The sequence below is a fragment of the Halomonas sp. AOP30-A1-24 genome (genome assembly GCF_052378165.1).
Classification (GTDB): Bacteria; Pseudomonadota; Gammaproteobacteria; order Pseudomonadales; family Halomonadaceae; genus Vreelandella; species Vreelandella citrativorans.
In genome coordinates this window covers 1-11450 of record NZ_JBQSXL010000049.1, presented here as the reverse complement: position 1 = coordinate 11450, position 11450 = coordinate 1, and the positions used below count along the sequence as shown (strand labels likewise).

Annotated in this window: 13 protein-coding genes; 6 read left to right on the top strand and 7 right to left on the bottom strand. The window is 53.1% G+C overall.

The features are described 5' to 3' along the window. Positions 1-234 precede the first annotated feature (234 nt). Positions 235-660 carry an organic hydroperoxide resistance protein gene (locus tag ACT3TJ_RS17360; RefSeq protein WP_444622710.1) on the top strand — a complete coding sequence of 142 codons (426 nt, stop codon included), beginning with the start codon at positions 235-237 and terminating at the stop codon, positions 658-660. Between the two features lie 21 nt (positions 661-681). Here the strand turns inward: ACT3TJ_RS17360 and ACT3TJ_RS17355 are convergent, their stop codons facing one another. Further along, the gene (locus ACT3TJ_RS17355) at positions 682-1377 is read right to left on the bottom strand and encodes an aspartate/glutamate racemase family protein (protein ID WP_444622711.1); all 696 of its coding nucleotides are present in this window, start codon (positions 1375-1377) and stop codon (positions 682-684) included. A 158-nt stretch (positions 1378-1535) separates the two neighbouring features. On the opposite strand from ACT3TJ_RS17355, the gene yghU reads away from it, so the two are divergent. The 3 genes from yghU to ACT3TJ_RS17340 all read left to right on the top strand — a co-directional run bounded on the left by yghU (position 1536) and on the right by ACT3TJ_RS17340 (position 5013). After that, the gene (yghU, locus tag ACT3TJ_RS17350) at positions 1536-2396 is read left to right on the top strand and encodes a glutathione-dependent disulfide-bond oxidoreductase (RefSeq protein WP_087111718.1); all 861 of its coding nucleotides are present in this window, start codon (positions 1536-1538) and stop codon (positions 2394-2396) included. Positions 2397-3126: 730 nt separating this feature from the next. Continuing rightward, positions 3127-4779, top strand: a complete 1653-nt coding sequence (locus ACT3TJ_RS17345) for a sodium:solute symporter family protein (RefSeq protein WP_172115991.1) — start codon at positions 3127-3129, stop codon at positions 4777-4779. A 102-nt stretch (positions 4780-4881) separates the two neighbouring features. Continuing rightward, complete coding sequence (locus ACT3TJ_RS17340) at positions 4882-5013, top strand: putative transporter small subunit (RefSeq protein ID WP_216657919.1); 132 nt, start codon at positions 4882-4884, stop codon at positions 5011-5013. Positions 5014-5210: 197 nt separating this feature from the next. On the opposite strand, the gene ACT3TJ_RS17335 is transcribed toward ACT3TJ_RS17340, so the two are convergent. The 3 genes from ACT3TJ_RS17335 to ACT3TJ_RS17325 all read right to left on the bottom strand — a co-directional run bounded on the left by ACT3TJ_RS17335 (position 5211) and on the right by ACT3TJ_RS17325 (position 7036). Beyond that, on the bottom strand, positions 5211-5900 hold the full coding sequence (locus tag ACT3TJ_RS17335; RefSeq protein WP_444622712.1) for a DUF899 domain-containing protein: 690 nt from the start codon (positions 5898-5900) through the stop codon (positions 5211-5213). Between the two features lie 84 nt (positions 5901-5984). After that, positions 5985-6632 carry a glutathione S-transferase family protein gene (locus ACT3TJ_RS17330; RefSeq protein WP_444624391.1) on the bottom strand — a complete coding sequence of 216 codons (648 nt, stop codon included), beginning with the start codon at positions 6630-6632 and terminating at the stop codon, positions 5985-5987. 182 nt (positions 6633-6814) lie between these two features. Continuing rightward, the gene (locus ACT3TJ_RS17325) at positions 6815-7036 is read right to left on the bottom strand and encodes a VF530 family protein (RefSeq protein WP_192528609.1); all 222 of its coding nucleotides are present in this window, start codon (positions 7034-7036) and stop codon (positions 6815-6817) included. Positions 7037-7295: 259 nt separating this feature from the next. Here ACT3TJ_RS17325 and ACT3TJ_RS17320 point away from each other — a divergent pair, with 259 nt between their 5' ends. Then, a complete protein-coding gene (locus ACT3TJ_RS17320) occupies positions 7296-9101 on the top strand; it encodes a DUF4153 domain-containing protein (protein WP_444622714.1) in 1806 nt (601 codons plus the stop codon). A 23-nt stretch (positions 9102-9124) separates the two neighbouring features. On the opposite strand, the gene ACT3TJ_RS17315 is transcribed toward ACT3TJ_RS17320, so the two are convergent. Both ACT3TJ_RS17315 and ACT3TJ_RS17310 read right to left on the bottom strand, forming a co-directional pair. Continuing rightward, positions 9125-9400, bottom strand: a complete 276-nt coding sequence (locus ACT3TJ_RS17315) for a DUF1971 domain-containing protein (protein ID WP_444622715.1) — start codon at positions 9398-9400, stop codon at positions 9125-9127. A 1-nt stretch (position 9401) separates the two neighbouring features. Next, a complete protein-coding gene (locus tag ACT3TJ_RS17310) occupies positions 9402-9989 on the bottom strand; it encodes an O-methyltransferase (RefSeq protein ID WP_444622716.1) in 588 nt (195 codons plus the stop codon). Positions 9990-10137: 148 nt separating this feature from the next. On the opposite strand from ACT3TJ_RS17310, the gene ACT3TJ_RS17305 reads away from it, so the two are divergent. Next, positions 10138-10629, top strand: coding sequence for a TspO/MBR family protein (locus tag ACT3TJ_RS17305; protein WP_444622717.1), 492 nt, complete (start codon positions 10138-10140; stop codon positions 10627-10629). Positions 10630-10752: 123 nt separating this feature from the next. Here the strand turns inward: ACT3TJ_RS17305 and ACT3TJ_RS17300 are convergent. After that, positions 10753-11450, bottom strand: a 698-nt coding sequence (locus ACT3TJ_RS17300) for an aminoglycoside adenylyltransferase family protein (protein WP_444622718.1), incomplete at its 5' end; no start/stop codon positions are given.

Here is an 11450-nt window from a genome sequence, read left to right as displayed (position 1 = left end):
TTAGGCTCTGTCTGAAAAGTGTCTGCGCTCGACAATACGGCGTTAAAAATTGGCTCAAAATACTCATTTACACATGTAAACTCCGTTTTTTCGCCAATTTTTGCCTTGTCTTGTCTTCGCTCGTCGACTTTTCAGACAAACCCTAGGACCTTGTAGGCGAGAGCCGTGCAGTGAGCTGGAACTTGATCATCATTAAAAGATGTCCCTATTACTCGTCCCAAAAAGGAAACTGCTATGTCTATCGAAAAAATTGCTTACCGCGCCCATGCCCACGCGACCGGTGGTCGTGAAGGCAGTGCCAAGTCGTCTGACGGCGCGCTGGACGTCAAACTCAGCACTCCCAAGGAGCTGGGCGGAGCAGGCGGTGAGGGTACCAACCCGGAGCAGCTGTTTGCGGCGGGTTACTCTGCTTGCTTTTTAGGCGCTCTAAAACATGTTGCCAGCCAGGAAAAAGTAACGCTTCCCCAGGATACCGCCATTGAAGGCAGTGTAGGTATTGGTGCCATTCCTACCGGCTTTGGTATCGAAGTCGAGCTAACAATCAGCCTTCCCGGCATTGACAAGAGCATCGCTCAGGATCTGGTCGACAAGGCCCATATCGTATGCCCTTACTCCAACGCTACCCGTGGCAATATCGACGTTACCCTAACGCTTGCTTAACGTTTTAGCGTTAACCACCCGTTAATTATTAAGCGCACGCTCCACTGCTCCGCTGGCATGCAGGGCAGTGGTATCGTAAAGCGGCACAGCGGTATGTGCTTGCTCTACCAGTAAGGCAATTTCTGTACAGCCTAGAATGACCGCCTGAGCGCCCTGTTGATGCAGGCTGGCGATCACCTTCAGATAGTGCTCACGGGAGTCATCGTTGATCTTCCCTTGGCATAGCTCATCGAAAATAATGCGATGAACCGTCTCGCGTTGCCCCTCCTCTGGCACCACGACCTCAATGCCAAATGTGTCCCGCAAACGCGCCTTGTAGAAATCCTGTTCCATCGTAAAGCGCGTACCCAACAAGCCAACACGCGTTATACCGTCCTTTCGCAGCTGCTCAGCGGTCGCATCAGCGATGTGTAACAGCGGGATGCTGATAGCGTGCTCAATCGCGGGTGCCACTTTATGCATGGTATTGGTGGCCAGCAGTAAAAAGTCAGCGCCTGCTAGCTCAATATTGTACGCCGCCTCAGCAAGAATTTTTCCAGCGGTTTCCCAATCCCCCTGCTTTTGCAGCGCCTCAATCTCAGCAAAATCGACACTCACCATGGCAATTTTGGCCGAGTGGAGACCGCCCAGCGCGTGTTTTACGCCCTCGTTCAAGGCGCGATAATAGCTTTGCGTGGACTCCCAGCTCATTCCGCCCAGCACCCCAATGGTTTGCATGATTGCCTCCCTGGTGACTTATCCGTCATTTTATTACACGGCTAATTATTCTCGCCCCTTGTACCTGCGTTTTACTACCCTCATAGAGTACCTATTACGTTTGAATTGATTATTTTTACCACCGGGCGCTGCCCGCGACACGTCACAGCGAGGCCATGATGAGCGATACGTCTTACACCCCACCGCGCGTTTGGAAATGGGAACCGGGCAATGGCGGTAAATTTGCCAACATTAACCGACCTATCGCGGGGCCTACTCACGATAAAGCGCTGCCCGTTGGTAAACACCCGCTTCAGCTCTACTCATTGGCCACCCCCAATGGCGTTAAAGTGACCATCATGCTTGAGGAGCTATTAGCAAAAGGCATCGAAGCCGCTGAGTATGACGCTTACTTGATCCAAATCGGTGAAGGCGATCAGTTCGGCAGCGGATTTGTAGACGTTAATCCCAACTCCAAAATCCCGGCGTTGATGGACCACAGCACTAACCCGCCTCAGCGCGTTTTTGAGTCAGGCGCTATTCTTCTCTACTTGGCTGAAAAATTTTCCGCCTTCTTGCCCACCGACCCAGCCAAGCGTACCGAGTGCCTTTCCTGGTTATTCTGGCAGATGGGCAGCGGCCCGATACTCGGCGGTGGCTTTGGTCACTTCTACGCTTACGCTCCTGAAAAGTACCAGTACCCTATCGACCGTTACACCATGGAAGTAAAGCGCCAGCTCGATGTACTTGACCGCCATTTGGCCAATAACCGCTATATGGCGGGCGATGAGTACACCATTGCGGATATGGCGATTTACCCCTGGTATGGCGCCCTGGTGAAAAACCGCGTTTACGAAGCGGCTGAATTTCTGGAAGCGCACACGTATACAAACATGCTCCGCTGGGCAGAAGAACTTGATGCACGCCCTGCCGTACAACGGGGCCGTATGGTTAACCGCACATTTGGCGAGCCCAGCGAACAGCTGCATGAACGCCACGATGCCAGCGACTTTGAGCATAAAACCCAGGATAAGCTATAGCGTATAAGGGTTAGCCAAGCAGCTAGCCACGGCATAAAAAACGGCCTTCGGGCCGTTTTTTATATGCGCTCACAAGCTAGTAATAGCAAATCGCTCTCTGCCAGAAAAGGGTGGGTGGCACGAACCGAGACCTCCCATATTTTCAGAAGCGCAGGATAGTCGGCGCGAGTGGCGTTATTTATCGTCACTTGAGCATGGGTCAAGGACCTCAATCCACCAGGCAGGATGCATAGCATCAAAATCTGTGCGGATATTAGCGGGCAGATAGCTGGCGGAATCCAGCACCACAGGCTGCCCATTGATGCGCTGAAATACCACCCAGTGCCAAATTAGCGGCCCGTCCCAAGCCTTCTGTTTTTAGTGAGCCAACCTGGGGCGGATATGTTCGCGCCTCACTTCAACTATCACATGTCGGCGTGGGCGTCAACCTGTACTGTTCGAGCGTAAAGGCGTAAGGTACCTCTTCGGTTCGACCTTGCCACCGCTTTATTGCGTTCGCTATTACGCATCATGGCAAGCGTTGACCTGGCCCCCCTATCTAGGGCTTAAGGTGTTTCCAGCACCTGACGCTTGCAAGTGCAAGGCCAGACTGCCAACCGCAGTCTTATCTCGCTACAGACATACCTAGAAAGATGTTCTGTTTTTTTGCTCACGTCCTGTGGCGACCTTTCCGACAACGGAACGCTGGTTGCTATTTAGGATGCTGGGCTGCAAAACCTATGGGTATTCCATGTACAACGAAAACTTCTATCAATTCTCGACCCTGACGGTCCTCGCTTTACTGGTGTTCTTTTACGGCGGCACTTATCTGCTGACCCTACTGATCAAGGAGAAAAAGGAAAATACCGACGCCTTCATGGTGTCTAACCATCAGATCGGCTTTGGCCTTGGCGCCGCCAGCATGACCGCCACTTGGATCTGGGCTGCCTCCTTTTACGCCGCTGCGACCTCGGGTTATACCTATGGCATCTCAGGCCCCCTGCATTACGGGTTGTGGGGCGCGTTGATGATCCTGTTCATCTACCCCTTTGGCCGTCGCTTTCGCAAGCTGGCGCCCAATGCGCACACTCTGGGTGAGCTGATCCATGCCCGGCATGGCGCCTCCAGCCAGTTGATTCTTGCCTCCTCCAACATACTCGGTAGTATCATCAGCCTGATGGTCAACTTCACGGCGTCCGGCGCACTGGTCTCAGTGCTCTCACCACTCTCCTTTCAAGCCGGGGTGGTGATCGCAGGCGTTGGGGTGCTGTCTTACACGCTATGGTCAGGGTTCCGCGCTTCGGTCCTTACTGACTTTGCCCAACTGATGGCGATGATGGCCATCGCCATTCTAATCATCCCCGCAGTGATGTTCGCAATCGGCGGGCCGGAAACGCTATCGAACGGCATGAGTCTGCTCACTCCAGAACAGGCAAGTCTGTTCTCGGTGGATGCCATCCTCAATCAGGGCGCCCCTTTCTTTGTAGCGGTGCTGGCCTACGCGATTGGTAACCAGACTATCTCCCAACGCCTGTTCGCCGTGCGTGAAGACCATATCAAACCGACCTTTATCACCGCGACCATTGGCTACGGTGCGATTGTTATCGGCTTGGGCATGATTGGCTTGATGGCGCTGATGACCGGCATGGAGCCCATGAATGGCGACATGAACAACCTGATCCCGCAGATGGTCTCGATGTACCTCTCGCCGGTATTTATTGGACTGTTCTTTATTCTGGTGATCGGCTCGCTCTCCTCAACCGCTGACTCAGACCTTTCTGCCATGTCGGCGATTGTCATGGCCGATATCTATGGCAAGAACATTGCGAAAAACAAGCCCGACCCGACCAGGATGCTGTTTATTGGCAGGTTGACCATGATTGTGGCGACGCTGATTGGGGTGATTCTCGCCAGCTTCTCCATGGACATTCTTATCATGCTGATTTTCGTTGGCGCGCTCTGGGGCGCAATTGTCTTCCCTGTGATCGCCAGCTGTTTCTGGAGCCGGGTCACCAACACGGCGTTTACCTCGGCGGTAATCGCAGGCTTGGTGATGTTCTGCATCGCACGATTTGAACTGCTGCCTATGGTCGGCCTAACCGCAGGGCTATTTGAGTTGCTGGCCTCCGTAGGCGGAGGTGTAGTGCTTGGCCTGATGGCCTTTGGATTCTGCGGTCGCCGTGCCGGTTTGATTGTCGGCGCACTCAGCACTCTTGTTTTGGCCTACTTCTGTGTTGGCTTCCTGCGGGACTACACGGTGCTAATGGCCTCATTAATGGCCTACGGCGTAAGCACGATTGTGTGCATTGGCGTCAGCCTGATGAGCTCAAGCAAGTTCGACTTCGCGCAGATTAATCAGGACGTCATCAACTATGACCCGGCTAAGCCTGCTACTCGGGCCTAAGCTCTCTGTGACAAGGGCTGGGCAATAAGCCCTGTGTAAGACGTTGAAATCACTTCATCCGCTGGTGCGCCATAGCGCACCAGCCAAACATTAGGAAAACACATGCAAACTTTTATATTGGCGTTATATGTATTGATCTGGCCGCTAATCTCACTCTCCGTACTGGGCGTCATCGGCCTGGCCACACTAAAAGACATTCTTGCGGCGCGGCGTGATAAACGGGGACTGGTGTAACGTAATAATTAATCGCTGAATAGTGGCAATGCAAACAGGAAAGGAAGCAGGAGTGGCAAAGGATTGCCGTGAGGTGGCTTTTTAGCGCCGATACGTCAAATGCGTCATCACTCAACCCACGTCAGGAAAGTTTTCAAGAATAACGTCAATGACCTCCCTGAGTGTATGTCCTTTTTCCCCCCCAGTTCAGGCGAGTCTTATACGTCATACTCGTCGTGGCGACGATTCCAGCCATACGGCTCAGTTTGTGGCCAGCCTTCTGGAGAATCTTCCCAGGTTTCCTGACGGCCAAACGGGGTCAAGTCTAAATAGGTCCAGAGGCTGCCAAGATATTCGACGCCTCGCGCCCCTGTAAAATAGCTGCGATATATGGCGTTGCCGTCACGAATAAATACACTGACGCCGTGCCTCTCACCTTCCGCAGTCGTTACGCCAATATCATGGTTAAAGTCGCTCTCATAAGACGAGTACCATGGAATAGGATAAGCCCATCCCATACGGGATCTATACTGATTAAGTTTTTCCAAGGGGGCGCGTGACACCATGACTAGCGAGGTATCGCGAGCATGCAGATGAGCCGGGTGAGTCATGGCATCAGCGACCCACGAGCATCCGCCACACCCCGCTTTCCAGTCAGGTGCGTACATAAAATGATACACAATGAGTTGACGGCGCCCTTCAAACAGATCGAGCAGAGACACTGGGCCATTTTCGCCCTGAAACGTATAATGCTTAGCCACCTTCACTACAGGTAATTTCCTACGCTCAGCACTCAGTGCGTCACGCGCGCGGGTTAGCGCTTTCTCTTTTACGAGAAACTGATCCAGCGCTAATTTCCACTCTTCTAAAGATACGACACTCGGCAATGGTTGTTTAGTTGTAGTCATGGTTTTTCTCTCCGGTGTGTTCCGTCGATCCGCACCAACACTGATAAACTTCGCCGAAGTGCTAGCGTACGGGATGCTAATCACTCACGCTGCCAAGCGCCGATTGTAGGCATCAAGGCATTTATGCCACGCTGGTCGGTCGTGACAGCGCGTTAAATAGGAAGTCACATTAGGAAACTCATCTAGAAGATTTGTATGCTGTATTTGACTTAACGCAGCAACCATTAGAATGTCTGGATAGGTAAACTGGTCGCCAAGCAGATAGCGCTTGCGGATAAGCACACCTTCGAGCACTGCGAGGCAGTTCTTGGCCATCTCTACGAGTGCCGGACGCCGCAGCTTTGCCCACTCGGCATCCGCTTCAAATAAATCAATCACGGCAATTTGCGTCATCGGTGGCTCCACTGTATCCAGGGCAGTAAACGTCCATTGCAGGGCTTTAGCGCGTTCTGACTCACTCGTCGGCAGAAGCCTTCCTGATTGCTCCGCCAAGTAGATAACAATAGCCCCTGACTCAAAAATGATCACGCCATCATGGTCAATCGCGGGTACTTTGCCAAAGGGATTGATTGCTAAATAATCAGCGCTATGTAGTTCACCAGCAACATCATCAAGCCCATTAACCTGATGAGGCAGTTCGCACTCCTCTAGTGCCCACAGCACACGTAAATCCCTCGTAATCCCCACCACTTGCGGCGTTACTTTTCCAAATCCATACATCGTAATCATCATCAATTTCCTCACGAAAGCCAATACTTCAAACGGTCTGTGATTGCATGAGCGAACTATCACTAGTCGTTCGAGCGTGAGAGAAATCGACAAGCTACAATGTATTTTTTATTCTCAATGGCCACATAAACGGCGCGAGGAGCGTAAACCTCATAGCCCACTCCGCCGCTACACTTATTTCTGCGTTAACCCGTAAAGGTATTGATATACAGCGCTTCTACTTTATCCCGTGCCCACTGCGTTTTACGCAGGAATTTCAACGACGACTTAATAGAAGGATCGTTGAAGAAGCAGTTCACGTTGATCTCTGCGTACAAGCCGTCCCAGCCGTAACGCTCAACCAAACGCGTCAAGATCTTTTCAAGGCTTAAACCATGTAACGGATTATTGGGTTGTGGATGGCTCATTAGTAATTCCCAGTGGCATTTCAAACGCCCTTTCCAACATGGCAGGCGACAAGCCACGAATGTTAACAGAGGCAGTTAAGAAAGCACGGCGGAATAGCGTTCCGCCATTGGCAACGTACTTCTCTGCAAAGAACCAGTAATATTCGATACATTTCCATTTCCCTGTCATGGTGATGTTGTTATTTAATCCAACGCTACCCTGATTATGTTTAAAGCAACGTAAATTTTATTACGCCAACCTCACCTGCGGACAACTGTCATGGATGATCATCGCGCAAACACGCTGGACAAGCCCACCCGTACGGGCTTGATTTTGCTGGCCGTGGTACAAGGGGTTGCGCTGCTGGCCCTTCATCTGGCGATCGAGCATGAGCACTGGCTGGCCGCTGACCAGCGCTGGCTCAAGGCGCTTTATACCGTAGCAATCGCCCTGCCCGCGTTTTATCTAATCGGCATGGAGCAGCTACGTGATCGCCTCAATTTTCTGCCGCTATTGCTGGCCCCACTGCTGTTTTGGCTGGGCTGGCACCTTGGCTGGGTAGAGCAGACGCCCGAAGCGCTGGAGTGGGCACGGCATCCGTTCACGTTTGCCTTTTGCGTGTCACTTGGCGTGGCGCTTTTCATTCTGGCACTGTTTTTTCGGAGTAGCGCCACTAGCAGAACCTGGCCTACCGCCTATTCACCGCTGCTGAATTACTCCTGGGAATTCACCCAGACGCTTTCACAATTAACGCTGTTTATTGGTGTGTTCTGGGGCCTGTTATGGCTGGGGGCAACGCTGTTTTCGGCTATTGGCGTGCGCTTTTTTGAGACGCTTTTCAGCGACCCCCTGTTTATTTACCCCGTCACCTGGCTGGTGATCGGTTTAACGCTGGTGATGATTCGTAACCGCTTTCGCCTGATCCAAAGCGTGCGGCAGATGAGCGAGGCACTTATCAAAGCGTTACTGCCGCTAGTAGCCCTTATCATTCTGCTGTTTTTTGCCATGCTCCTTTTTACCGGCGTGCAACCCGTATGGGATACAGGCAGAGCCTCCTGCATATTAATGGCGCTGATGTTAACCCTGCTGCTGTTCTTCAACGCGGTCTTTCATCAAGCGCATGGCTTACCCCCCTATCCCACCTGGCTACGCCGTATCATCCTGCTGGCCGTTGTGCTGCTGCCGGTGGGTAGCGTGCTAGCCGCTTGGGCGCTCTGGCTGCGTATAGATCAATACGGCCTTAGCCTGGACAGGCTGTGGGCTGCCCTGCTGCAAGTGCTAACAGCGGCATTTACCGTAAGCTACAGCCTGCTTCTGCTGTGGCGCCGCCAGGCAGCACTTCCCAGCCTACAGCGCGCCAACGTTGGCCTGGCCCTGCTGGTGGCCCTTGTGTTGATCGTGGTTAACACGCCGCTGGCAGATATGCGCCACTGGGTTGCCGAGCAGCAAATCAAGCGGTTGCTGGATGGCCGCACAACAGCCGAGGCGTTTGATGTTAACTACCTGCGCTACCAGCTCGGCCAGCCGGGCACCTTGGCCTTGCAAGCCTTGGTAGAGAGCGAATTTGCCCAATCGCAGCCTGAGTTAGCTCGGCGTATTGAACTTTCGCTCAGGCAAACCGAACGTTGGAGCCAGGAACCACTGGTGGATACTCAGAACCTAGCTGACGTCGCCCAACAGTTCAGGGCAAGCCCTAACGGCGCCACTCTCCCAGAGCCCTTGCTGAACCTGTTGGTTGAGCAGAATTCCGCCTGTTTAAGCCAGACGGAACCCTGCCAGACCCTACAGATAAGCAGCGGCACGCCCTTCCAGTGGCTGGTTTATGAATCTTATAGCGCGGTGGGCAAGGCGTATGGCGAACGCAATGGCGACTGGCTGTTGCTCGGCCATTTGATGCTACTCGGCACGACTCAGCCGCAAGATGACCTAACGTGCCAAACGACTCTGACTATGAATGATCTCGAACGCCTTACCGGGCCAGCCGATACCTACCGGAACGGCAACTGCCTTTATAACCTGCAGCCGACGATTGAAAACGTCAGGCAGCAGCTATCCGCTCAAGGTGAGGAAATATCAGGGGAGTAAGCAGATTGGCAGGTACTTCCCTATTAACGATAAAACTCAACAAAAAATCTTACCGGGCCCAATGGCTTTATATGATGCTTTATCGCTGGCTCTACAACACCATACTGCTCTGGGCTTAGCTCGATGATATCCAGTGCTGGCTCTTGAATGGTGTACTCCAACAAGCCTTCAAGCACCACTATCTTTCCCCACACCCCCTCTTTGGTCGTGTGGTCATTCAACAACCCTGTGGGAACGCTCTCTTCGGTGAATTCTGGCGTTCTTTTATAGGGAGAAACATTGACGGGTAAGTCTTTCATGTTATCGGCTCCTTGTAGCCAAAAACTCGCCGTTTCCGACAGGCACGGTACACGTGGCGAAATCAGGGTCTGCGGAAACCAATGCCACAAAAGATAACATCTCTTCAGCATGAGACGTGGCATTATCAACCACAAGAAGCCCTCCTTCACGAAGAACCCGCTTAATGTCGGGCCACCATGCCAGATACTCAGAACGCTCAGAATCGAGAAAGAGAAGATCGATGCTTGATGCGGAGCAGCGACCAAGTACGGCGCCCGCCTCACCATGAACCTGGGTAATGAACGGAGCAAGACCTGAACGCTCGAAGCTCTTCGCCGCAAGCGAACGTTTGAAATCGGCTTGTTCAACGGTCGTCACATGGCCGTTAATTGCCGCTGCGGCCCAGGCCAGCCAGAGTGTTGAGTAACCGTTAGACGTTCCAATTTCAAGCACGCGTTGAGCATTCGTGGCCCGAACCATCACGGAAAGGAATTCTCCCGTGTCACGGGTGATGTTCAACATGCGGCGAGGCCGGTCGGTGATGGCGCTATCGTTGCTTACACCAAACTGCTCGAGTTCAAGTAACAGCGTTTGTAGCGATTCAGTCACGTTGCACTCCCTTTGTTTAATGCCGCCTTATCTAGCTCGCCTGCCACGCTTCAACCATGCTTCATTCTTTCGCAACCGCCGCCGTGGCCGATCCCATTGCGTTACACTACGCTTGAAGTGATTTTCATACTTTACAGCAGAGGCTCACGTGCGTGCACTTTCCCGCAAAAAACAGATTCTGGGCCTGATTGGCTGGCTGGCACTGGCCTATATTGCCGCCGCCATCGGATCAGTGGCCTCCATCAACGCGGCCTCTTTCTACGCAGAGCTTGTGCAACCGCCCTGGGCACCGCCCGCTTGGCTATTCGGGCCGATGTGGACGACGCTTTACGGCCTTATGGGCGTTGCCGCCTGGCTTGCCTGGCGTGAACCCGGCGCCCAGCTCGCGCTTGTGATGTTCGCCATACAGCTGGCGCTCAACGCCTTATGGAGTTGGCTCTTCTTCGCTTGGCAGCTGGGCGCTCTCGCCTTTATCGGCGTGGCCGCGCTTTGGGTATTGATTTTGATGACGCTGGTGATGTTCTGGCGACTCAAGCCGTTGGCGGGTCTACTGCTGGTGCCTTACCTCGCTTGGGTGAGCCTGGCCTGCGCGCTGACCTGGAGCGTGTGGCAGCTTAACCCGCAAGTGTTGGGGCAATGAAAGCGACGGCGTCGCTTGTCACAGCAGGGCTGAAACCACTCGTAGTCTCAACGGCACGACAACAGGTACAAGAGCCCCCCTCCATCAAACGCCACTTGGGCAAAAAGGCATGTGAGGATTGTTTTACGGGGTATCGAGGCACCCCTCAATCGAATTTTTCAAATAGGAGGCAAGCGCTGCAACGTCCTCATGCTTATCCTGCCATCTATCCTCAATTATCCCCAGATAACCTTCCCGAGCATATTTCAATAGCATTGCATGGTCAGGTGGTGCTTGCCCTTCCGCCCACTCTGCCGCAGCATCTTTAGGAACAATATCGCCAGTGGCCGCTGTCCGCCACATGCGTGCCAAGGTTAAAACCACGTTACGCTCATCGCCCGCAGCGTCGGCCAGAAGAGTGGGCAAGGAGTGGCACATTGCCCGTCTAATATCAGCCATAGGCACAGGCTCAAAAACCTCAGCGGCGCTTCTTCCGTACAGCGAAAGACTGTTATCCCTTACCTTCTTCAGAACAATGGCAAGATCAGGATCACGGGCTGGTTTCGGAACACTTCCGGCCTCGAATTTCGCTCTCAACCACTCCCCGTAAACAAACTCAGCCCGAGGCGGAAATTGCCAAGGAACAACATCAGAAATTGTCACCACCGTCAGCTCTAACGGCCTGATGGCTTGGGAATTCCCAATCGCACCGGATACGCCCATCAACCGAGCAACCAGGGCTTTTCTTTGCCATAAGCCAGGAGGCCTTGAGACGGCGACTAAAATATCTACATCACTTTCGTGCTTTAAACCGCCAACGACAGCAGAGCCGAAGAGATAAA

Coding starts and splice junctions, on each gene's coding strand:
- ACT3TJ_RS17360 (WP_444622710.1), top strand. CDS start 235: ATGTCTATCGAAAAAATTGCTTACCGCGCCCATGCCCACGCGACCGGT.
- ACT3TJ_RS17355 (WP_444622711.1), bottom strand. CDS start 1,377: ATGCAAACCATTGGGGTGCTGGGCGGAATGAGCTGGGAGTCCACGCAA.
- yghU (WP_087111718.1), top strand. CDS start 1,536: ATGAGCGATACGTCTTACACCCCACCGCGCGTTTGGAAATGGGAACCG.
- ACT3TJ_RS17345 (WP_172115991.1), top strand. CDS start 3,127: ATGTACAACGAAAACTTCTATCAATTCTCGACCCTGACGGTCCTCGCT.
- ACT3TJ_RS17340 (WP_216657919.1), top strand. CDS start 4,882: ATGCAAACTTTTATATTGGCGTTATATGTATTGATCTGGCCGCTAATC.
- ACT3TJ_RS17335 (WP_444622712.1), bottom strand. CDS start 5,900: ATGACTACAACTAAACAACCATTGCCGAGTGTCGTATCTTTAGAAGAG.
- ACT3TJ_RS17330 (WP_444624391.1), bottom strand. CDS start 6,632: ATGATGATTACGATGTATGGATTTGGAAAAGTAACGCCGCAAGTGGTG.
- ACT3TJ_RS17325 (WP_192528609.1), bottom strand. CDS start 7,036: ATGAGCCATCCACAACCCAATAATCCGTTACATGGTTTAAGCCTTGAA.
- ACT3TJ_RS17320 (WP_444622714.1), top strand. CDS start 7,296: ATGGATGATCATCGCGCAAACACGCTGGACAAGCCCACCCGTACGGGC.
- ACT3TJ_RS17315 (WP_444622715.1), bottom strand. CDS start 9,400: ATGAAAGACTTACCCGTCAATGTTTCTCCCTATAAAAGAACGCCAGAA.